Origin of the sequence: Allobosea sp. FBZP-16 (assembly GCF_002831785.1) — a bacterium.
Lineage (GTDB): Bacteria > Pseudomonadota > Alphaproteobacteria > Rhizobiales > Beijerinckiaceae > Allobosea > Allobosea lupini.
In genome coordinates, this window is sequence record NZ_LNCQ01000022.1 from 18,191 (window position 1) to 39,404 (window position 21,214).

Here is a 21,214-nt window from a genome sequence, read left to right on the forward strand (position 1 = left end):
CTCGAAGGATACGCCCGATGTCGGATCAACATATCGTCCGCTCCTACGATGCCGATCTCGAGGGCCTGCGCCGCAGCCTCGCCGAGATGGGCGGCATGTCCGAGCGCATGCTCGGCGACTCCACCGTGGCTCTGGTGCGCCGCGACACCGCGCTCGCCCAGAAAATCATCAGCGCCGACCAGCGCCTCGACAATCTCCAGCGCGAGGTCGAGGAAAAGGCGGTGCTGACCATCGCTCGCCGCCAGCCGCTGGCGAACGACCTGCGCGAGCTGATCTCGGCAATCCGCATCGCCGCCGACATCGAGCGCGTCGGCGACCTCGCCAAGAACATCGCCAAGCGCGCCGTCGCGATCTCCGGCCAGTTCTCGCCGCCGCATCGCGCCGTCGTCGGCCTCGAGCATATGAGCCGCCTGGTCCAGGCCCAGCTCAAGGACGTGCTCGACGCCTATGCCGCCAGCAACGAGCAGAAGGCGATGGATGTCTGGCGCCGCGACGACGAGATCGACGCGCTCTACACCTCGCTGTTCCGCGAGCTCCTGACCTATATGATGGAGGACCCGCGCAACATCACCTTCTGCACGCATCTGCTGTTCTGCGCCAAGAACGTCGAGCGCATCGGCGACCACACCACCAACATCGCCGAGACCATCCACTATCTCGTCACCGGCCAGTCGATCGACGAGACCCGGCCGAAGCTCGACACCACCAACATCCTCGTCGACCTGCCGGCGGCCAATGGCTGAACCGGCGGGCGCTTGAACGGACGCTGACATGCCCGCACGCATCCTGATCGTCGAGGACGAGGAGCCGCTCACCTTGCTGCTGCGCTACAATCTCGAGGCCGAGGGCTTCGAGGTCGACAGCGTGGCGCGCGGCGACGACGCCGAACTGCACCTGCGCGACCATACGCCCGACCTCGTCCTGCTCGACTGGATGCTGCCCGGCCTCTCCGGCATCGAGCTCTGCCGGCGCCTGCGCACGCGGCGCGACACCGAGCGCGTGCCGATCATCATGCTGACAGCCCGCGGCGAGGAGACAGAGCGCGTCCGCGGCCTTGCCACCGGTGCCGACGACTATGTCGTCAAGCCGTTCTCGCTGCCCGAATTGATCGCCCGCATCCAGGCGCTGCTGCGCCGCGCCAAGCCCGGCCATGTCGCCGGTCTGCTCGCTGCCGGCGATCTCGAGCTCGACCGCACCACCCGGCGCGTCCGCCGCGCCGGCGCCGAATTGCATCTCGGCCCGACCGAGTTCCGCCTGCTCGAATTCCTGATGCAGGCCCCGGGCCGGGTCTATTCCCGGGCGCAACTGCTCGACGCCGTCTGGGGCCGCGACGTCTATATCGACGAACGCACCGTCGACGTTCATGTCGGGCGCCTGCGCAAGGCGATCACGCCGGCCAATGCCAAGGACCCGCTGCGCACGGTGCGCGGCGCCGGCTACGCCTTCGACGAGACGTTTGCCCGCAGCTGAGCGCTTCTGTCAGCGCGGCGCGGCGATGATCACCGCTGCGCCGGCAAGGCAGAGCGCGGCGCCTGCCAGGTCGTAGCGATCTGGTAGCACCTTCTCGACCAGCGCCATCCAGGCCAGCGACGCCACGATATAGACGCCGCCATAGGCGGCGAAGGTGCGCCCGGCGGCTGGACTGTCGAGCAGGGCCAGCAACCAGGCGAAAGCCGCAAGCGATACCAGGCCCGGCAGCAGCCACCAGGCCGACTTCCCGAGCTTGAGCCAGGCCCAGAAGGCGAAGCAGCCGGCGATCTCCGCCAGCGCCGCGGCGGCATAGGTCGCAAAGGTCGCCATGGCGCTCTCCCGTGGTCCTGCCCATAAAAAAGCCGGCCACGAGGGCCGGCTTTTCCGATTTTGGATGGTTACGCCGCCTCAGGCGCGGACGGGCTTGCGCTCGCGGCGCCGGTCGGCCGCCGGCTGGTAGGCGATCCGGGCGTGATAGGCGCAATAGGGCATGCCGGTCGCGCTGCGGCCGCCGCAGAAGCGGAACTCCGGCGTAGTCGGGTCGCCCATCGGCCACCGGCACATATATTCGCGCAGATCCATGATCGTGACCCGCTCGGAGAACGGCACGACCACGTCCTCGGCCGGCGCCGGAGCGCGCTCGACCTGTGCTTCGGTCGCGATTTCGGGTGCGAACTGCGGTGCCAGCGCGGTGTTGCCGCGAGTCAGCCCGGCGCCACCGTTCTGATGGCCGGCGGGATGGCTCGGCGGGCGGGCCGCCGGCTTGCGCGGGCGCGGCGTGGCCGAACCGGGGCTCTTGGCCCGGCCGGACAGGCCGAGACGGTGAACCTTCCCGATGACGGCGTTGCGCGTGACGCTGCCGAGCTCGGCGGCGATCTGGCTCGCGCTCAGGCCGTCATTCCAGAGCTTCTTGAGCAGTTCGACGCGTTCGTCGGTCCAGGCTCCGGCTTCGGTCATGGGGTTGCACCTGTCTTCGTAATGCTTCGCCAGCGGGCCGGCGAGGCATAGGGAGAGATCATGGCGGAATCCGATACCGGCAGCGTCCGTCACAAAACGGAAGCCGTTACGCCCGGAACTGACGATACAGGAGACGCCGCACGAGATGTCGTATCTGACGAAGAGGACCATACAAGATGGCCTGACTCGGCCACAAGAGTCGCCGAATCGTAATTCGGCTTTTCCCCAGCCAATCGCCGCAGACGGCCGGACAGTGAGTCTATTCGGCAACGCTGCCGCGAGGTCGGGGCAATTGCAGATGAAGCTCCAGCCCTCATCCTGAGGAGCGATCGCAGATCGCGTCTCGAAGGATGCTCCAGTTGGTTCCGGAGCCTCCTGGAGCATCCTTCGAGACGCCGCTCACGCGGCTCCTCAGGATGAGGGCTGATTTCGGCGGCGGCCGTCCTGCCGCGAGGTCAGCCGGAATTGACAGGGCCGGGCCGGTTTTGCATAGTCGTGCGACGCAGCCGCCCCCAAGGGCGGCGCTTATGTTTTTGAGCGATCGGGATTTTCCTTTGATGCGGCTTGACGCGCGACGAGACGGCGGGAGCGGCCAGCGACGATAATGTCGCCGGCGGGTCGCATCGTGCCGGCATCATGCCGCCTTGCGTCCCATCCTGCCGTTCCCGGCCCGAGATTCCGCGCTATTTTCCCGTCTCGCCGCAAGGATTTTGCTCCATGAGCACCGCTTCCGCTTCTTCCGTTCTCCTGCCGACCTATGCCCGGGCCCCGATCGCGCTCGAGCGTGGCGAGGGCGCCTGGGCGATCACCGCCGACGGCACCCGCTATCTCGATTTCGGCGCCGGCATCGCCGTCAATTCGCTGGGTCACGCCCATCCGCATCTGGTCGAGGCGCTGACCGCCCAGGCGCAGCGGATCTGGCACACCTCCAATCTCTACACGATGCCCGAGGGCGAGAAGCTCGCCCGCCGGCTCTGCGAGGCGACCTTCGCCGAACGCGTCTTCTTCACCAATTCGGGCGCCGAGGCGAACGAGTGCGCCATCAAGATGGCGCGCAAGTACCACGCCGCGAAAGGCCATCCGGAGCGCTTCCGGGTCGTCACCTTCGAGGGCGCCTTCCATGGCCGCACGCTCGCGACCATTGCCGCCGGCGGCCAGCAGAAATACATCGACGGCTTCGGCCCGAAGGTCGATGGCTTCGATCAGGTGCCGTTCGACGACGAGGCGGCGCTGAAGGCCGCGATCGGCCCGGAGACCGCCGCGCTCATGATCGAGCCGATCCAGGGCGAAGGTGGCCTGCGCTCGGTGCCGATGCGTGTCCTCAAGCAGCTGCGCGAGCTCTGTGACGAGCACGGGCTGATGCTGATCTTCGACGAGATCCAGACGGGCGTCGGCCGCACCGGCAAGTTCTTCGCCTATGAGCATTCCGGTGTCGCTCCAGACATCATGTCGATCGCCAAGGGCATCGGCGGTGGCTTCCCGATGGGTGCCTGCCTCGCCACCGAAGAGGCCGCCTCCGGCATGACGCTCGGCACCCACGGCACGACCTTCGGGGGCAATCCGCTGGCCATGGCGGTGGGCAACGCCGTGCTCGACGTCATCCTGGCGACGGGCTTCCTCGACCATGTCCAGAAGACGGCCTTGCGTCTGCGCCAGTCGCTGGCCCAGCTCAAGGATCAGCATCCCCAGGTGATCGAGGAGATCCGCGGCGAGGGGCTGATGCTCGGCCTCAAGCTCAAGACCCCGAACACCGATTTCGTCGCGCAGGCGCGGGCCGCCGGCCTGCTCGTGGTGGCGGCCGGCGACAATGTCGTGCGCCTGCTGCCGCCGCTGATCATCGGCGAGAGCGAGGTGGCCGAGGCGGTGGCGCGGCTGGACAAGGCGGCTGGCGCGGTCGAGGCGGAGCTCGCCCGGCCGGCAGCGGAGTGAGCATAATGTCTGCGACGCGTCACTTTCTCGATCTCTCGGATTTCTCGGCCGGAGAGCTCCGCGCCATCCTCAAGGCCGGCGAGGACATCAAGGCCCGCCGGCGCACGCCCGCGGCCGCGGCCGACCGCCTGCTCGAAGGCAAGGTCATCGCCATGATCTTCGAGCAGCCATCGCTGCGGACCCGCGTCTCCTTCGACGTCGGCATCCGCGAGCTCGGGGGCTCGCCGATGATGGTGACCGGCCAGGAGATCGAGCTCGGCGAGCGCGAGACCATCGCCGACACCGCCCGCGTGCTCTCGCGCTATGTCGATGCGATCATGATCCGCATGCTCGACCACGACGCCGTGGTCGAGATGGCGCAATACGCCACCGTGCCGGTGATCAACGGCCTGACCAAGCGCCAGCATCCCTGCCAGGTCATGGCCGATGTCATGACCTTCGAGGAGCGCAAAGGCTCGATCAAGGGCAAGCGCATCGCCTGGACCGGTGACACCAACAACGTCCTGACCTCCTGGGTCCATGCCGCCGGCCGGCTCGATTTCGAGCTCGCCATCGCGACGCCCGAAGAGCTCGCGCCTCCGCCGGCGCTGCTCGACTGGGCCCGCGACCAGGGCGCCAGGCTGCAGTTGACCCATCGTCCCGAGGCGGCGGTCGAGGGCGCCGACTGCGTCATCACCGATTGCTGGGTCTCGATGGGCGACCAGGAAGGCACGCGCCACAACCTGCTGCGGCCCTACCAGGTCGATGAGCGCCTGCTCGGCCGCGCCGAGAAGGATGCGATCTTCATGCATTGCCTGCCGGCCTCGCGCGGCGAGGAAGTGACCGACCAGGTCATGGACGGCCCGCAATCGGCTGTCTTCGACGAGGCCGAGAACCGGCTGCATGCCCAGAAGGGCATCCTGGCCTGGTGCTTCGGCGGAGTGGCGGCCTGATGGCGGAAGGCTCGCCCGCGGGCGCACCCGACGATCGGGTGCTGCCCTTCGCCGTGCCCGATCTCGACGTGCGCGGCCGGGTCGTCAGGCTCGGCCCTTCGCTCGACCAAATCCTAGCGCGGCATCATTACCCCGAACCCGTTGCGCGCGTCCTCGCCGAGGCCGCGGCGCTCGCCGTCATGCTCGGTACCACGCTCAAGGGCGAAGGCCGCTTCCAGCTGCAGACCAAGAGCGATGGGCCGGTCTCGATGCTGGTCGTCGACTTCAACGCGCCCGACTGCTACCGCGCCATGGCTCGCTACGATGCCGATCAGCTGGCGGCCGCGATCGATGCAAACGCGATCTCGACGGGCGATCTGCTTGGCAAGGGCCATCTGGCCATGACCGTCGACCAGGGCAGCGAGGCGACGCGCTATCAGGGCGTCGTCGCGCTTGACGGACAGAGTCTGGAAGAAGCTGGCCACCAGTATTTCCGCCAGTCCGAGCAGATTCCCAGCCGCATCCGGCTCGGCGTCGGCTCGGTCCTGACCGGCGCCGGCCTCGCCTGGCGTGCCGGCGGTCTGATCGTGCAGTTCATGCCGAACTCGCCCGAGCGCATGCGCGCTGCCGATCTCCACCCTGGCGATGCGCCCGAAGGCCATGAGATCCTTGCCGCCGGCGACGATGACGGTGTCAGCGACGACGCCTGGACCGAGGCGCGCTCGCTGGTCGAGACGATCGAGCATCACGAACTGCTCGATCCGCTGCTGGAGAGCGAGCGCCTGCTCTACCGGCTCTTCCATGAGCGCGGCGCCCATGTCTTCGAGCCCGTCGCGGTGCACGAGGCCTGCCGCTGCTCGCGCGAACGCGTGCTCGGCATGCTTAAGGGCTTTTCCGCCGACGACCGCAAGGCGATGATCGCCGATGACGGCACGCTCGGCGTCACCTGCGAGTTCTGCTCGCGCCGCTACGAGTTCGACCCGGCCGAGGTCGAGGCGGAGATCGCGGCGGGGGCGTGAACATGGCGCGTCATACCCGGGCTTGACCCGAGCATCTCAGGCCGGAGAAGACTCCGTCTAGTGCCTTCTCGTCAGGAGATTCTCGGGTCTGCGCTGCGCTTCGCCCGAGAATGACGGCGCTTTACCCCACCCGGCATTCCGCCAGCAGCCGGCGCATGAAGGCCTCGCCGGCGGCGAACTGCTCCAGCGTGATGTACTCGTCCGGCTGATGCGCCTGGTCGATCGAGCCGGGGCCGCAGACGATGGTCGGCAGGCCTGCGCGCTGGAAATGCCCGGCCTCGGTGGCATAGGCGACGGCGATGGTGCGGTTGCGGCCGGCGAGGCGCATCACCAGCGTCTCGGCCTCCGAGCCCGGATCGGGCGCGAGGCCCGGCACGTCCGAGCTCATCACCGTCTCGATCGCAGCCGACGGCGCGGTCCTTCGCATCCGCGCCAGCACCTCCTCCGACAGCCTGGCGAAACGGGCCGGCACCTCTTCGGGATCGGAGCCCGGCAGCGTGCGCACCTCCCAGGCGAGATCGCAGCGATCGGCCAGGATGTTGCGGGCGATCCCGCCATGGAACTTGCCGATATGGACGGTGTCATAGGGCGGATCGAAGCGCCCGCTCTCGTCGATCCGGCCTTCGCGCTCATCGGCCATGGCGACGAGGCCAGCGGCGAGGCGCGTGCCGGCATGGACGGCGCTGGCGCCGAGATGCGGCTTGGAGGAATGGGCGGCGAAGCCGGTGATCGCGGTGAAGAAGGTGCGGATGCCCTTATGCGCGTCGGCGAGTTCGAGCGAGGTCGGCTCGCCGACGATGACGGCGCGTGGCTTTGGCAGGCTCCTGCCCATCGCGGCGATGCCGTCGACGACGCCGAGGCAGGTCACCTCCTCGTCATAGGAGAAGAACAGGTGGATCGGTGTCTTGAGGTCGGCGGCGAGAAAGTCCGGCACGAGCGCCAGCGCCAGCGCGACGAAGCCCTTCATGTCGACCGAGCCGCGGCCATAGGCCTTGCCGTTCTCGACATGCAGTGTGAACGGATCGCGCGACCAGGCCTGGCCCTCGACCGGAACGACATCGGTATGGCCGGAGAGCACGATGCCGCCCTTGTCCTGCGGGCCGATCGTGGCGAACAGCGCCGCCTTGTCGCCGGTTGCGTTCGGGAAGCGCACGGACGGCACGCCCCAGCCGGCGAGGTAATCCTCGACGAAGGCGATCAGGTCGAGATTGGATTTGTGGCTCACCGTGTCGAAGGCGACGAGGCGGGCGAGCATGTCGAGCGGCTGGTAGCGCTGCCCGGTCGGTGTGGCGATCGTCAATGCAGGACCTTCTTCACATAGGGCGAGTCGAGCGGAAACAGCGGCACCTCGACATCGAACCGCGCGCCGTCTTCGCCGAGCATGGCATAGACGCCGCGCATGCTGCCATCGGGCGTCATCAGCGGGCATCCGGAGGTATAGCTGAAGCGCTCGCCCGGCTGCAGCACCGGCTGCTGGCCGATCACGCCGTCGCCGCGGACCTCGTGGACCTCGCCGCGTCCGTCGGTGATGACCCAGTGCCGCGCCATCAGCTGCATGGTGCGGGGCGACAGGTTCTCGATCTCGATCGTATAGGCCCAGAAATAGCGGCTCTGGTCCGGCGTGGATTCAGAGTCCATGAACTTGGGCGAGGCGGTGACGCGCACGCCATGGGTTTCGGCCTGGTAGATCATCGCGGCTCCGTGCCGTCTGCGCGCGGCTCTCGCCGGGGCGGCGGGAAGGCCTTGTTATGACCGGCAACGGCGCAGCGTCAATGCCGTCAACCGGATGTATACCCGATGATCCGCAGCGATGCCGGCATGTGGAAAACGTGGCGCCGGACTCGCCAGCGGCTCCCCGGTGCGGCAGGAAGAACGATCAATCTCGCGGCAGGCTGGCTTTGCGCCGCGCTTCACAAGGTGGTCTGATAGCGCCATGGCGACATCGCCCGACATGCTGGCCGAGATCGCGACCGCGCCGGCTTCGCTCGCCGGCCCCTCCGGCGTGCTGCCGCGCCAGGACATCCGCAAACTCGTGCATCGCGGCATGGTCCGCTCGACCTCCGGCGCCTTTTCCGAGAGCCAGTACCAGCCGGCGAGCATCGATCTTCGGCTCGGTCACAAGGCTTATCGCGTCCGCGCCAGCTTCCTGCCCGGGCCGAACAAGAGCGTCGCCCAGATGCTCGCCGACCTGACCCAGGACGAGGTCTCCCTCGAGGAGGGTGCGATCCTCGAGAAGAACTGCGTCTATGTCGTCGAGCTGATGGAGTCGCTGCACGATCTGCCGGCGACGATCTCGGCCTTCGCCAATCCGAAGAGCTCGACCGGCCGACTCGACGTCTTCACCCGCCTGATCGCCGACCGCAGCGAAGCCTTCGACAGCGTCGCCGGCGGCTATTCCGGCAAGCTCTACGCCGAGATCTCGCCATCGAGCTTCTCGATCAAGGTGCGCAAGGGCAGCCGCCTCAACCAGTTGCGCTTCCGCCGCCGCGGCTCCGGCCAGGAGGAGGCGGAGGGCTTTCGCGTCTCCGACCGCGAGCTGCGCGAAGTCCATCGCCAGACCGCTCTGGTCGACGGCCCCGCGACGATCCGCAACGGCCTCCTGTTCAGCATCCATCTCGGCGATGCCGAGGGCGAGATCATCGGCTACCAGGCCCAGCGCTTCACCGACGTCATCGATGTCGACCGTGTCGGCGGCTACGAGATCGACGATTTCTGGACGCCGATCCCGGCCAAGCGGGGACGGCTCATCCTCGACCCGCATCAATTCTACATCCTCGCCTCGAAGGAACGGATCTACATCCCGCCGGCCTTTGCCGCCGAGATGGCGCCGATCGACCCGGCCATGGGCGAGTTCCGCGTCCACTATGCCGGCTTCTTCGATCCCGGCTTCGGCGTCGGTGCCGGAGGCGTGCCTGGCAGCCGCGGCGTGCTCGAGGTCCGGAGCCACGAGGTGCCTTTCCTGCTCGAGGACGGGCAGGTGGTCGGGCGCCTCGCCTTCGAGCGGATGGCGGCCGAGCCCGACGCCCTCTATGGCGCGATCGGCACCTCCAATTACCAAGGCCAGGCGCTGAAGCTCTCCAAGCATTTCCGCTCGGCTTGAGCGACGAATTCGCGGCCGATTCAACCTTTCCTTAGCTGCGAATCCGCAACGCACGCAGGAAGATTGCCCGGACGGCGAGCTACGGGGCGACAAAACGGCGATTCCGTGTCAGATGGCTGCAAGCGCCGATGGCGTTGCCGGCCGCTGGCCAGCGGCGCGTTCATGCTTGTGTCACCGGCGGCAGGCTTCGACCGCCTTCCGCTTCATGGCTTTCGTGGCCAAATGTCTACAGGGAAAGGATTTCTCATGCGCGCCCTCATCATCGCCGGCGTCCTCGCCGCCGCCCTCGGCGGCTGCCAGAGCGTCGAGCAGTCGGCGGCCGAGTCCGACCAGGTCTGCCTCGATGCCGGCCACCGCCCCGGCACCCGCGCCTTCGAGCGCTGCCGCAGCGAGGTGTTCCAGAGCTTCCGCCGCTCCAACGCCCAGGCGAGCAACGCGGTTGCGGCCGGCGTCGTCGCCGGTGCGGTCGGCGGTGCGGTCATCGCCGCTTCGTCGCGCCGCCACTACGGCTATTATGGCTGCGGCTATTACGGCTGCTACTGAGGCGCTCGGCGTCTGAACCAGCCGCGCCGGGCGACAGGGGTCCGGCGCGGCTTTTTCGTTTATATCCGGAATGTTGGATCGACCGGCTTGCGGCGGGCAGTCCGGCCCGGCTATACGGACAGCACGCGGGCGTAGTTCAGTGGTAGAACGTCAGCTTCCCAAGCTGAATGTCGTCGGTTCGATCCCGATCGCCCGCTCCAAAATCTCCTTGAAGCTCAGTCGATTGCGGCGGCTCGTCGTTGGCGGCCGATCCTGCTGACGTAGCCGTCGCTTGCGCCGTTCCGCGTTCCCTCAACGCTCTACGCATCGACGATGCCTGAGGCGTCGCGGGTCCGCTGGACGACGTCGAGGAAGGCCTTGATGATCCGGCTGGTCTGCCGCTGCTTCAGCACGACCACATGCGCATAGGTGTAGACCTCGGCGCCCTCGATCGGGATCAGCCGCAGCGTCTCGTCCGGAACGAACTCGGCCTCCGAGACATAGCTGATGCCGAGCCCGCGGATCACAGCCTCGCGGATCGCCTCTCGGCTGCCGATCTCCATCACCAGACGCGGCTTCGTGCCCGTCTTGGCGAGCGCACTCTCGAAGGCACGCCGTGTCGTCGAGCCCTGTTCGCGTGCGATCATCGGCTCCCCCGCCAGCTCCGGCAGCCGGATGCTGCGCTGATCCGCCAGGCGATGATCGCGCCGCACGAAGACCGCGACGGGGTGGCGGCGATAGGGGATGGTCAGCAGCCGGTCGTCCTCGTCGATATAGGCGAGCACCGCGACGTCGCAGCGATAGCTTTCGAGGTCGCCGAGCACCTCGGCGGAGTTGCCGATCTTCACGGCCAGCTCGATCCCCGGATAGGCCTGGTTGAAGGCAGCGAGCATCTCGGTGACGTGGAACGGGCCGACGGCGCCGATCGAGAGCCGGCCCGTCCGGAGCTCGCGCGATTCCGTCAGGAAGGCGAGCGCCTCGGCCTCCTCGGCGAAGAGCCGGGTGGTGATGCCAAGCAGTTGGCGCCCGCTCTCGCTCAGCTCGCGCCGCCGGCCGCGCTTGACGAAGAGCTCGACCCCGAACTCCTCCTCCAGCGCCCCGACCTGCGCCGTCAGCGTCGGCTGGCTGATGTTGAAAGCCTCGGCGGCGGCGTTGAAGCCGCCGGCATTCGCGACGTTGTGGAAGGACCGGAGCTGAGTGTAACGCATAGAGAATTTCTATTCATTCAGATCGAAAAATCAATTTGTTATAAGAATGGAGCTCTGTGAGCATCCTGACAACGAGCCGGCAAGGCGCATTGCGAGGGATGGACCGCATGAACTGGGCGTACTGGAACCCCGTGAAGATCCGGTTCGGCAGCGGCCTCCTCGACGAGGTCGCCGGGCAGATCGGCGGGCGGCGCTGGGCCCTCGTCACCTATGACCAGCCGCTCTTCCGCGAATTCTCCGCCAGGCTGACCGCAGTGGTCGGCGCGCCGGTCGTCTCGATCACCAATATCGAGACCAATCCGGACTGCGCCGATCTCGCCGAATCCTGCCGCCAGTTCGGCGCGGCCGAGCCGGCCGAGGTCATCGTCGCGCTCGGCGGCGGCTCGATGATCGACGCCGCCAAGGTGCTGGCGGCCAGCGACGGCGACTTCGAGACAGTCCGCCGGCACCTGACCGAGAAGACGCCGCTCGACTGGGCCGCGATCATCCCGATCATCGCCGTGCCGACCACGGCCGGCACCGGCTCCGAGGTCACCTCCTGGGCGACGGTCTGGGATCAGGCCAATGGCAGCAAGTATTCGCTCGCACATCCCCGTCTCTATCCGGAGACGGCCGTGCTCGACCCCGCCTTGACGGTCGGCGCGCCGCGCGGCCTCACCCTGGCGACCGGGCTCGATGCCCTCTCCCACGCGCTGGAGAGCATCTGGAACGTCAACGGCAATCCGGTCTCGGCCAATTATGCGGTCGAGGCTGCCAGGGAGATCATCGAGACGCTGCCGCGCCTGCTGGAACGCCTTGGCGATGTCGAGCTCCGGACCCGGCAGATGCGCGCCAGCCTGCTGGCGGGCCTCGCCTTCTCCAACACCAGGACGGCACTCGCCCACAACATCTCCTACGACATCACCCTGAAGAGCGGCACGATCCACGGCATCGCCTGCTCCTTCTCGCTGCCCATGGTGATGCGCTGGGCGATGGGCGCGCAGCCGCAATGCGATGCCGCGCTGCGCCGTGTCTTCGGCCCCGATCTCGAGGCGGGGGCCGAGCGGCTCGGCGCCTTCCTGCGGGATCTCGGCGTTGCGACCGACCCTGCCGCCTATGGCGTCTCGGCCGGCGAATGGAACCGTCTCGTCGGCAAGGCGCTCGAAGGCGAGCGCGGCCGCAATTTCATCGGACGGCAGGCGGCCATGGCCGCCTGAGAGCACGCATCGGGCAACGACGCCCGCAACGGTTCGCCGGACGATCAGAAGATCGCCGGATCATCTCGGGAGGATGACATGACCACCACGCGTCGCACGATATTGAAGGGTTCGCTGGCTGCGGGATCGCTGCTGGCGGCACCGGCCCTGGTCCGAGCCCAGACCAAGCTGGTCCGGGTTGGGCTGATCCCGTCCGAGGATTCGCGAGCGATGCTGGAGTCGAGCGCCCAGCTCCTCGCCGCGCTCCAGAAGAATCTCGGGATCACCGTCCAGGGCTTCGTCGCCTCCGACTACAACGGCGTGATCGAGGCGATGCGCTCGAACCATGTCGACGTCGCCTATCTCGGCCCGTTCTCCTATGTGCTCGGCACCACCGTCGCGGCGATCGAGGCCTTCGCCACCGCCGAGACGGCCAAATCGAGCCGCAGCTTCTATCGCAGCCAGATCATTGCGCGGAAGGACAGCGGCATTAGCGACTGGAAGGGCCTGAAGGGGCGGACCTTTGCCTTCGTCGATCCGTCATCGACCTCGGGCCATCTCTTTCCCAAGGCTGGGCTGATGAAGCTCGGCTTCGATCCCGAGAAGGATTTCGGCCGGGTCCTCTTCACCGGCTCGCACGATGCCAATGCGCTCGCCGTCGCCAACAAGCGGGTCGATGCGGCGACGATCGCAGACCGCATCCTCGATGCTGCCGTCCAGAAGAAGCTGGTCGATCGCGCCGACCTCCAGGTCGTCTGGGAGTCGGACCCGATCCCGGAATCGCCGACCTGCTGGCGCAAGAACCTGCCGGAGGAGCTGAAGGCGAACATCAAGTCGGCCTTCCTGAACATTCGCGACATCACCTGGGCCGACCAGGGCAAGCTCAACCGCTTCGTCGAGACGAACGACCAAGCCTACGACATCATTCGCGAGACCGCGAAGGTGCTGAAGCTCGATCTCACCAAGATGAAGTAGTCGCGCAAACGCGACCGGCGGAGGAAGCGGCATGATCAAGATCGAAGGACTGAAGAAGTCCTATGCGGGCCGCCCGGTCCTGCAGGGCATCGACCTCAGCGTCAAAGCCGGCGAGTTCCTCGTCGTGCTTGGTCCCAGCGGCGCCGGCAAGTCGACGCTGTTGCGCTGCATCAACGGACTGGCGCAGCCCGATGCGGGCCGGACCGTCATCGCCGGCAAGGTGCTCGACCTCAGGCGCGGCGCCGCCGGCAAGCGGCCGGTGGCGATGATCTTCCAGCACCACAACCTCGTGAAGCGCCTGTCGGTGCTGAAGAACGTGCTGGTTGGCCGCATGGCGGGGCTGTCGTCCTTCCTCTCGATGCTGCAGCTCTTCCCGAAAGCCGATGTCGCGATCGCGATGGAGTGCCTGGCCCGGGTCGAGCTCGCCCAGAAGGCGAATTCGCGCGGCGACCAGCTCTCCGGCGGCGAGCAGCAGCGCGTCGGCATCGCCAGGGCTTTGGCCCAGCAGCCGGCGGTGATCCTCTGCGACGAGCCGGTGGCGAGCCTCGATCCCAAGACCTCGCGCGTCGTGCTCGGCTACCTCAAGGCGATCTGCAAGGAGGAGGGCATCGCGGTGATCTGCAACCTCCATCAGGTCGACTATGCCGTCGAGTTCGGCGAGCGCATCGTCGGCCTGAGCGGCGGCCGGGTGGTCTTCGACGACACGCCCGACCAGCTGACCTCGGAGATCGTCCACCAGATCTATCCCGGCCTTGAGGACCCCGGCATCGCCCGCGTGCTCAAGCCTCGCCCGGCGAGCCACCCTGTGCTGGCGCCGATGATCGCCACCGCAACCGCCTGACGGGGAAGCAAGCCATGTCGTTCGGAACGCTGCAGCTCGTCCTTCGTCCCCCGCAAGGCCGCTTCGGCTGGTGGGGCGTCGGCTTCGTCACGCTCTCTGCTTTGGTCTTCCTGTGGTGGGCCGCGCTCGGCTCGCAGATCAACGCCAATAATCTCTGGAACGGCATCCCCTACATGGTGGACTTCCTCGTCCGGATGATGCCGCCCAACCCGGAATTCCTGGAGCGGCTCTGGCAGCCGGCTCTGGAAAGCCTGCAGGTCGCGGTTTGGGGGACGCTGCTCGGCGTCGTCATCGCCCTGCCGGTCTGCTTCTTCGCGGCGCGAAACCTGAGCCCGAGCCCGGTCGTCTTTCATGCGACACGGCAGCTGCTCAACTGCATGCGCGGCATCAACGAGATCATCCTGGCGCTGATCTTCGTCGCCGCCATCGGTCTCGGCCCCTTCGCCGGCGTGCTGGCGCTCGCCATCCATGGCGCCGGCATGCTCGGCAAGTTCTTCGCCGAGGCGATGGAGGATATCGACGAGGGGCCGCTGGAGGCGTTCCGCTCGGCCGGGGTCGGCCCGTTCAAGACCTTCTTCTTCGGCGTGCTGCCGCAGGTCCTGCCGGCCTGGCTCGGGACGATCTTCTACCGGCTGGAGACCAATGTCCGCCAGTCGACCGTGCTGGGCATGGTCGGCGCCGGCGGCATCGGCTTCGAGCTCGTCTCCTCGATGAAGCTGTTCAAGTACCAGGACACCGCGACCTGCATCCTCGTCATCCTCGCCATGGTCCTGATCGCCGACCTCGTCTCATCCCGCGTCAGGGCCCTGATCCGCTGATCGTATCGTCGAAGCCACGACGTCCCGGGCCTTGGCGCGAGGCCCGGGACGCGTCATCACAGGATCGGCCGGTCCTGAACCGGCTCAGGATTCGGGATTTGCGACATGCGGCTAGGCGTCATCGCCGACATCCATGGCAATCTGCCGGCGCTCGAAGCCGTGCTTGCCCGGCTGTCCAGGCTCTCCGTCGATCGCGTCGTCAATCTCGGCGACTGTGCCTCGGGCCCGCTCTGGCCGGCGGAGACCGTGCGGCTCCTGCGGGCGACCCCGATGAGCCATGTTCGCGGCAACCACGACAGGGCGCTCGGCGCGGCCTCGCCCGATGGCCTCGGCGCCTCCGACAGCTTCGCCTGGCGCGATCTCGACGCCGATGCCCGCGATTGGCTGGCCGGCCTGCCCTTCGAGCTCGAGGTCGGCGGGGCGCGCTGCCTCCATGCCAGCCCGAAGGACGACGACACCTATCTGCTCGACGCGATCGAAGGCGGACGCCTGGTCGCCGCCGCCCCGGGCGCGGTCGAGACGTTGCTCGGACCGACTCGTCCCGCCGTGGTCCTGTGCGGGCACAGCCATCAACCGCGCCTGCTTCGGCTCGATGACGGCACCGTCGTGGTCAATCCAGGCAGCGTCGGCAATCCCGCCTACAACGCCGACGAGCCCTGCATCCATGTCTCGGAGAGCGGCGCGCCGCATGCCCGTTTCGCCGTGGTGACGATGGCGGATTTCGTCGAGATCGAGCACCACGCGGTCGCCTATGACTGGGAGCATGCGGCAAGGCGGGCTGAAGGCAATGGCCGCGCCGACTGGGCCCATGCCTTGCGGACGGGGCGGGTTCTGCCGACGTAAGTAGGGCCTGTGCCGCTGGTCACTGCGCCAGCTGGCTGCTGGAGCGTTCATAGACCGTTGCGCCTGTCTGCGCGTCGATGCCCTGCAGGCTGACCTCGTAGCCCCAGAGCCGCTGGACATGGCGCAGGGTCGCCTCGCAGCTGCCGCCATCCAGCACGATGCCGTCGCGGACCTTGTGCTGCAGGCGCAGGTGCCGCTGGCCGAGCAGGTCGACATCGACGACCTGGATGTCGGTGTTGTTCGTTCCGATGTCGTATCGCTGGGCCAAAGCGGCGCGGATCTTCCGATAGCCGCGCTCGTTGTGGATCGAAGCCACGCTGTAGAACGACTCGTTGGCCGCATCGGAGAGCAGGAACAGCCGCCATTTCCGGATCAGCGCCGGGCTAAGGAACTGGCGGATGAAGGATTCGTCGCGGTGGTTGGCCCAGGCGTCGAGCAGGATCGTGCGCCAGTCGCCGCTGCCCGCGATCTCGGGGAACCAGTCGCGATCCTCCGCGGTCGGCTCGGTCGCGATGCGCTTGATGTCCTGCATCATGTCGAGGCCGAGCGCATAGGGGTTGATGCCGGAAAAGCGGGGATCGTCGAAGCCGGGCTGGAAGATGACGTTCGAATGGTTGCGCAGGATCTCCAGCATCGCGCCTTCGCCGATCCGGCCTTGATCGAACAGCGCGTTCATCACGGTGTAGTGCACGAAGGTGGCGCAGCCCTCGTTCATCACCTGCGTCTGCCGCTGCGGATAGAAATACTGCGCGATGACGCGGACGATCCTGAGGACTTCGCGCTGCCAGGGCTCGAGGATCAGGCTGGTCTTCTCAAGGAAATAGAGCAGGTTCTCCTCGGGCAGGTTGAGCGCCTTCTTCCGCTCGGCGATCAGGTCCGCATTTTCCGCTGCCGCCGCCTTGCTGCCATCCGCCTGGCGCGGGAGCGTCCGCCAGAGGTCGTTATAGGAGCGTTCCTCATATTCCAGCCGTTCGCGCAGGCCCTCGCGCTGCTTCTCGGAGGAGAGTCTGGGCGGGCGGCGATAGCGGAACACGCCCTGGTCCATCAGCGCGTGGGCTGCGTCGAGAATGGCCTCCACGGCTGCGACGCCGTGCTTCTCCTCGCAGCGGGTGATGTAGCTCTTGGCGAAATCGAGATAGCCCAGGATCGCGTCGGCGTCGGTCCACTGCCGGAACAGATAGTTGTTCTTGAAGAAATGGTTGTGCCCGAGGGCCGCATGCGCCGTCACCAGCGCCTGCAGCGCCATGGTGTTCTCTTCCATCAGATAGACGATGCAGGGGTCGGAATTGATGACGATCTCATAGGCCAGGCCGCGGCCGCCCTTGCGGTAGTGCAGCTCGTGATGGAGGAAGTGCTTGCCGAACGACCAGTGGCGATACATCAGGGGCATGCCGATCGAGGAATAGGCGTCGAGCATCTGCTCGGAGGAGATCACCTCCATCTGCACCGGGTAGATGTCGAGCCGCAGCTCCTCCTTCGCCACCGCTTCGATGACGTCATAGGCATGCGACAAGGTTCCGAAACTCCAGTCCGAGCCGGTGAACAGCAGATCGGGTCGGTGCGCGTGCCTGGGCATCGGCGCGTCCTTCAGTTGCGCGGCCGCGCCGGCTGCCGGGTGAAGAGCTGGCGGAAGACCGGGTAGATGTCGGCAGCCTTGGCGATGCGGGTCGTGTCGAAATTCGGCCAGCGTTCCTTGACCTTGAGATAGGCGCGCCAGAGCGAGGTGCCGTTGTCGGTCGAACCGAAGATCTCGCTCTCGCGTTCGTCGATGATCTCGACATAGGCGAAATACTGGCACAGACGCATGATCTCGCCGTCGAGCAGGCGCAGGCATCGCTCGGAATCACTGGCGAAATTGTCGCCGTCCGAAGCCTGCGCGACGTAGATGTTCCAGTCCTTGCTGGGGTAGCGCTGCGCGATGACGCGCTGCATCTCCTCCAGCGCGGTCGAGACGACGGTGCCGCCGCTCTGCGTGCTCAGGAAGAAGGTGTCCTCGTCGACTTCCTGCGCCGTGTGGGTATGGCGGATGAAGACGATCTCGGTTCGGTCGTAGCGCCGCTTCAGGAACAGGTGGAGCAGCACGAAGAAGCGCTTGGCGAGGTCCTTCTCGCGCTCGCCCATCGAGCCGGAGACATCCATCAGGCAGAACATCACCGCGTTGGCGTTCGGCAGGGGCTGCGCCTCGAAGCGGTTGAAGCGGATGTCGACGGGGTCGATGAAGGCGATTACCCGGCGCCGGCGTTCCAGCCGGTCGATCTCGGCGCGCAGGGCCGCGGCCTTGGCGCCCACCGCATCCGTGCCCTCGGCCTCGATTCGCGCCAGTTCGGCGAGAATCGCCTCGACCTCTGCGCGCTTGGGCCTTTGCAGGGCGATGCGCCGGCCATGGCTGTTGCGCATGGTGCGGCCGACATTGATGTTGGTCGGCGAACCGCCGGTGGAGAAGCCGGCCCGCCGCGGCTTGGCGGCCATGATCTCCTTCAGGGCGAGCTTGACCATGTCGGGCAGCTCGAGATCCTCGAAGAACAGGTCGAGCACCTCCTCGCGCGACAGCACGAAGCGGAAGTCGTCCTCTGAATCCTGCAGGCCGGGCGACGAGCCCGCTCCGCTGCCTTGGCCCGGCTTCGGCATTCTGTCGCCTGGCGAGAACTGCTTGTTCCCGGGCAGGACATGCTGGCGCCGGCCGCTGTTCCTCGCGTCGCGGAAGCTTGGTTCGCTCGTGCCCTTCGCCGGGATCGAGACGGCATGCTCTCCGTCCGCATCGGCGATCTTGCCGGAGCGGATCTGCTCCTGGACGCTACGCTTCAGCTCCGCCCGCACGCGATGCAGAAAGCGCTGGCGGTTGCCCAGGCTTTTGTCCTTCGGATTCAGGCGGCGATCGATGAAGATCGGCATGGCAGGCTCCGGCCGGCATTCTGATTTTGCATCGGCTTTGTCCGAAAACCGCACCCCACTTTTCGGGCCGATGCTTTAGCCCGCCTTGTTGACGCGCATGTACCAGTCCACCAGGCGCCGGACCTGGCGTTCGGTATAACCACGCTCGACCATGCGCTGCACGAAGCCGTGATGGCGCTTTTCGGTCACGCTGTCCTGCTTGGAGCCGAAGCTGATCACCGGCAGCAGGTCCTCGACCTGGCCGAACATCCGCTTCTCGATCACCTCGCGCAGTTTCTCATAGCTCGTCCAGGACGGGTTGCGGCCGTTGTTCCTGGCCCTGGCGCGCAAGGTGAACTTCACGACTTCGTTGCGGAAGTCCTTGGGATTGGCGATGCCGGCTGGCTTCTCGATCTGCGACAATTCGTTGTCGAGGACCTGCCGGTTGAGGATCTGGCCGGTGTCGGGATCCTTGTAGTCCTGGTCCTCGACCCAGGCGTCAGCATAGGCGATGTAGCGGTCGAACAGGTTCTGGCCGTATTCGCCATAGGATTCGAGATAGGCCTTCTGGATTTCGTGGCCGATGAACTCGGCATAGCGCGTCGCCAGCTCCGACTTGATGAAGTCGAGATAGGCCGCTTCCGTCTCCTTCGGGAACTGCTCGCGCTTGATCGCCCCCTCGAGGATGTACATGAGGTGCACCGGGTCGGCGGCGAGCTCCTCGGTGTCGTAGTTGAAGGTCTGCGACAGGATCTTGAAGGCGAAGCGCGTGCTGACGCCGGTCATGCCCTCGTCGACCCCGGCGGCGTCGCGATACTCCTGGATCGCCTTGGCCTTGGGCTCGACCTCCTTCAGGTTCTCGCCGTCATAGACGCGCATCTTGGTGTAGAGCGGCGAATTCTCGAACTCGCTGAGCCGGGTCGAGACCGAGAAGCGGCTGAGCAGGTCGAGCACCTCCGGCGCGCAGGGGCTGCCGGCGAGCTCGCTCTCGCGCAGCAGCTTCTCGTAGATCTGCCGCTCCTCGGTGACGCGCAGGCAATAGGGCACCTTGACCACCAGGATGCGGTCGAGAAAGGCCTCGTTGTTCTTGTTGTTCTTGAATTGAAGCCATTCCGACTCGTTGGAATGGGCCAGCACGATGCCCTGATAGGGGAAGGCGCCGAAATTCTCGGTGCCGTTGTAGCTGCCCTCCTGCGTCGCGGTCAGCAGCGGGTGCAGGACCTTGATCGGCGCCTTGAACATCTCGACGAATTCGAGCAGGCCCTGCGTCGTCCGGTTCAGCCCGCCGCTATAGGAATAGGCGTCCGGGTCCGACTGGCTGAAGTTCTCGAGCTGGCGGATGTCCACCTTGCCGACGAGGGTCGAGACGTCCTGGTTGTTCTCGTCGCCCGGCTCGGTCTTGGCGATGCCGATCTGGCGCAGGCGCGAGGGCGTCAGCTTGACGACGCGGAACTTGGCGATATCGCCCGAGATCTCGTCGAGCCGCTTCGATGCCCAGGGTGAGATCAGGCCGGTCAGGCGCCGCCGGGCGATGCCGTATTTGTCTTCGAAGAGATCGCCCATGCGATCGGGCCGGAACAGGCCCAATGGCGATTCGAACACCGGGCTGATCTGGTCGCCGATCTTGAGCGTGTAGAAGGGACGCTCCTCCATCAGCTTTTTCAGCCGCTCGGCGAGCGAGGATTTGCCGCCCCCGACGGGGCCGAGCAAATAAAGGATCTGCTTGCGCTCCTCCAGGCCCTGCGAGGCGTAGCGGAAATAGCCGGCGATCCGCTCGATCGTATCCTCCATGCCGAAAAAATCGGCGAAGGAGGGGTAAATCTTGATCGTCCGGTTGGAGAAGATCCGACCCAGGCGCTCGTCCTGGCTGGTGTCGAACAGCTTCGGCTTGCCGATCGCTTCGAGCATGCGCTCGGCGGCGGACGCGTACATCGATTTGTCTTCGCGACAAGCGAGCAGATATTCCTGCAGGCTCATCTCTTCCTGAGAATAGCTTCGATAATCCTCGGAAAATAAGCGGAAGACCTCGCCGTCTCGTTCCATCGTGGTAGCCCTCCAGCGCAAGCCGGCTTTGCCGACAATGCCCCTGAACAATCAACCGCAGATAGACTTGCAAGTTCCTGGCCGATAAGGGGCGCCTTGACGGCCGCCGGGCATCTGGGCCCTGCCCCTAACGCTGACGCGACCCATCCTCAACTCACCTCTTCGCGTCCACGCCAGAGATGGGCGCCAGCCTGCGCGCCTATGATGTCATGTGGGGTGGCTGAGCGGGATCGCCAAGAGGGATCGCGCAGATGGGAAGTCGGAGTATCCCTGCGGCATGAACGCCGCTTCCGATCGACCATGCGTGGCGCTAGATTGCGGCGATGAGCGCAGCGCCGCAGACCGATACTCAGGACGCCGCTCCGGGCCACCGCCCGGGCCTCTGGCTGCTCGCCGGCGGTTTCGGGCTCCTGTTGGCGGCCGGCCTGCTGCTCTGGTGGCGTGAAGGCGATCGGCTGTTCACCGACGGGCTGATCGCCGCGCTCCTTGCCTGCTTCTGAGCGGCGTTCCACTCGCCTTCGAGGGTCTTCCC

General features: G+C 66.5%; 21 protein-coding genes and 1 tRNA gene. 14 read left to right on the forward strand and 8 right to left on the reverse strand.

The window, feature by feature from the left end:
* Positions 1-17: 17 nt before the first annotated feature.
* Positions 18-743: a phosphate signaling complex protein PhoU gene (gene phoU / locus CXY91_RS06365; protein WP_091835444.1), complete on the forward strand. Its 726-nt coding sequence runs from the start codon at positions 18-20 to the stop codon at positions 741-743.
* 28 nt (positions 744-771) lie between these two features.
* Positions 772-1,470, forward strand: a complete 699-nt coding sequence (gene phoB, locus CXY91_RS06370) for a phosphate regulon transcriptional regulator PhoB (RefSeq protein WP_091835441.1) — start codon at positions 772-774, stop codon at positions 1,468-1,470.
* Between the two features lie 9 nt (positions 1,471-1,479).
* On the opposite strand, the gene CXY91_RS06375 is transcribed toward phoB, so the two are convergent.
* Entirely contained in the window at positions 1,480-1,800 is a 321-nt protein-coding gene (locus CXY91_RS06375) for a YnfA family protein (protein ID WP_100959783.1), read from the reverse strand.
* Positions 1,801-1,878: 78 nt separating this feature from the next.
* The gene (locus tag CXY91_RS06380; protein ID WP_091835435.1) at positions 1,879-2,427 is read right to left on the reverse strand and encodes a GcrA family cell cycle regulator; all 549 of its coding nucleotides are present in this window, start codon (positions 2,425-2,427) and stop codon (positions 1,879-1,881) included.
* A gap of 717 nt (positions 2,428-3,144) precedes the next feature.
* Between CXY91_RS06380 and CXY91_RS06385 the strand changes: the two genes are divergently transcribed.
* From CXY91_RS06385 to CXY91_RS06395, 3 genes are read left to right on the forward strand one after another with little or no spacing between them, the layout of a single operon-like run.
* A complete protein-coding gene (locus CXY91_RS06385; RefSeq protein ID WP_100959786.1) occupies positions 3,145-4,356 on the forward strand; it encodes an aspartate aminotransferase family protein in 1,212 nt (403 codons plus the stop codon).
* Positions 4,357-4,361: 5 nt separating this feature from the next.
* Complete coding sequence (argF, locus tag CXY91_RS06390) at positions 4,362-5,288, forward strand: ornithine carbamoyltransferase (protein ID WP_100959788.1); 927 nt, start codon at positions 4,362-4,364, stop codon at positions 5,286-5,288.
* Positions 5,288-6,286 (forward strand): Hsp33 family molecular chaperone, encoded by a 999-nt coding sequence (locus CXY91_RS06395; RefSeq protein ID WP_100959790.1) that lies wholly within the window; start codon positions 5,288-5,290, stop codon positions 6,284-6,286. The genes argF and CXY91_RS06395 overlap by 1 nt, the downstream gene beginning before the upstream one ends.
* A 121-nt stretch (positions 6,287-6,407) precedes the next feature.
* Here CXY91_RS06395 and argE read toward each other — a convergent pair whose 3' ends face one another.
* The gene (gene argE, locus CXY91_RS06400) at positions 6,408-7,586 is read right to left on the reverse strand and encodes an acetylornithine deacetylase (protein WP_282569364.1); all 1,179 of its coding nucleotides are present in this window, start codon (positions 7,584-7,586) and stop codon (positions 6,408-6,410) included.
* A complete protein-coding gene (gene apaG, locus CXY91_RS06405; RefSeq protein ID WP_100960770.1) occupies positions 7,583-7,975 on the reverse strand; it encodes a Co2+/Mg2+ efflux protein ApaG in 393 nt (130 codons plus the stop codon). The genes argE and apaG overlap by 4 nt, the downstream gene beginning before the upstream one ends.
* 244 nt (positions 7,976-8,219) lie before the next feature.
* On the opposite strand from apaG, the gene CXY91_RS06410 reads away from it, so the two are divergent.
* The 3 genes from CXY91_RS06410 to CXY91_RS06420 all read left to right on the forward strand — a co-directional run bounded on the left by CXY91_RS06410 (position 8,220) and on the right by CXY91_RS06420 (position 10,129).
* Entirely contained in the window at positions 8,220-9,386 is a 1,167-nt protein-coding gene (locus tag CXY91_RS06410) for a 2'-deoxycytidine 5'-triphosphate deaminase (RefSeq protein ID WP_282569365.1), read from the forward strand.
* A gap of 246 nt (positions 9,387-9,632) precedes the next feature.
* Entirely contained in the window at positions 9,633-9,929 is a 297-nt protein-coding gene (locus CXY91_RS06415) for a hypothetical protein (RefSeq protein WP_091835422.1), read from the forward strand.
* 125 nt (positions 9,930-10,054) lie between these two features.
* A tRNA-Gly gene (locus tag CXY91_RS06420) sits at positions 10,055-10,129 on the forward strand.
* A gap of 99 nt (positions 10,130-10,228) precedes the next feature.
* Here the strand turns inward: CXY91_RS06420 and CXY91_RS06425 are convergent.
* Complete coding sequence (locus tag CXY91_RS06425) at positions 10,229-11,116, reverse strand: LysR substrate-binding domain-containing protein (RefSeq protein ID WP_091835419.1); 888 nt, start codon at positions 11,114-11,116, stop codon at positions 10,229-10,231.
* Between the two features lie 107 nt (positions 11,117-11,223).
* Between CXY91_RS06425 and psrA the strand changes: the two genes are divergently transcribed.
* The 5 genes from psrA (at position 11,224) to CXY91_RS06450 (ending at position 15,768) form a co-directional block, all read left to right on the forward strand.
* Positions 11,224-12,312, forward strand: coding sequence for an iron-containing alcohol dehydrogenase PsrA (gene psrA, locus CXY91_RS06430; RefSeq protein ID WP_100960774.1), 1,089 nt, complete (start codon positions 11,224-11,226; stop codon positions 12,310-12,312).
* Positions 12,313-12,390: 78 nt separating this feature from the next.
* Complete coding sequence (locus tag CXY91_RS06435; RefSeq protein WP_100959792.1) at positions 12,391-13,266, forward strand: phosphate/phosphite/phosphonate ABC transporter substrate-binding protein; 876 nt, start codon at positions 12,391-12,393, stop codon at positions 13,264-13,266.
* A 31-nt stretch (positions 13,267-13,297) separates the two neighbouring features.
* Entirely contained in the window at positions 13,298-14,107 is an 810-nt protein-coding gene (phnC, locus tag CXY91_RS06440; RefSeq protein ID WP_100959794.1) for a phosphonate ABC transporter ATP-binding protein, read from the forward strand.
* A 14-nt stretch (positions 14,108-14,121) separates the two neighbouring features.
* Entirely contained in the window at positions 14,122-14,925 is an 804-nt protein-coding gene (gene phnE, locus CXY91_RS06445; RefSeq protein WP_100959796.1) for a phosphonate ABC transporter, permease protein PhnE, read from the forward strand.
* Positions 14,926-15,030: 105 nt separating this feature from the next.
* The gene (locus CXY91_RS06450; RefSeq protein WP_100959798.1) at positions 15,031-15,768 is read left to right on the forward strand and encodes a metallophosphoesterase family protein; all 738 of its coding nucleotides are present in this window, start codon (positions 15,031-15,033) and stop codon (positions 15,766-15,768) included.
* A gap of 19 nt (positions 15,769-15,787) precedes the next feature.
* Here the strand turns inward: CXY91_RS06450 and CXY91_RS06455 are convergent, their stop codons facing one another.
* From CXY91_RS06455 to CXY91_RS06465, 3 genes are all read right to left on the reverse strand, one after another.
* Entirely contained in the window at positions 15,788-17,344 is a 1,557-nt protein-coding gene (locus CXY91_RS06455; protein ID WP_100959800.1) for a SpoVR family protein, read from the reverse strand.
* 11 nt (positions 17,345-17,355) lie between these two features.
* Complete coding sequence (locus CXY91_RS06460) at positions 17,356-18,660, reverse strand: YeaH/YhbH family protein (RefSeq protein ID WP_100959802.1); 1,305 nt, start codon at positions 18,658-18,660, stop codon at positions 17,356-17,358.
* Positions 18,661-18,735: 75 nt separating this feature from the next.
* Positions 18,736-20,682: a PrkA family serine protein kinase gene (locus tag CXY91_RS06465; RefSeq protein WP_100959804.1), complete on the reverse strand. Its 1,947-nt coding sequence runs from the start codon at positions 20,680-20,682 to the stop codon at positions 18,736-18,738.
* A gap of 323 nt (positions 20,683-21,005) precedes the next feature.
* On the opposite strand from CXY91_RS06465, the gene CXY91_RS30055 reads away from it, so the two are divergent.
* Positions 21,006-21,182, forward strand: coding sequence for a hypothetical protein (locus CXY91_RS30055; protein ID WP_158673287.1), 177 nt, complete (start codon positions 21,006-21,008; stop codon positions 21,180-21,182).
* Positions 21,183-21,214: the final 32 nt, after the last annotated feature.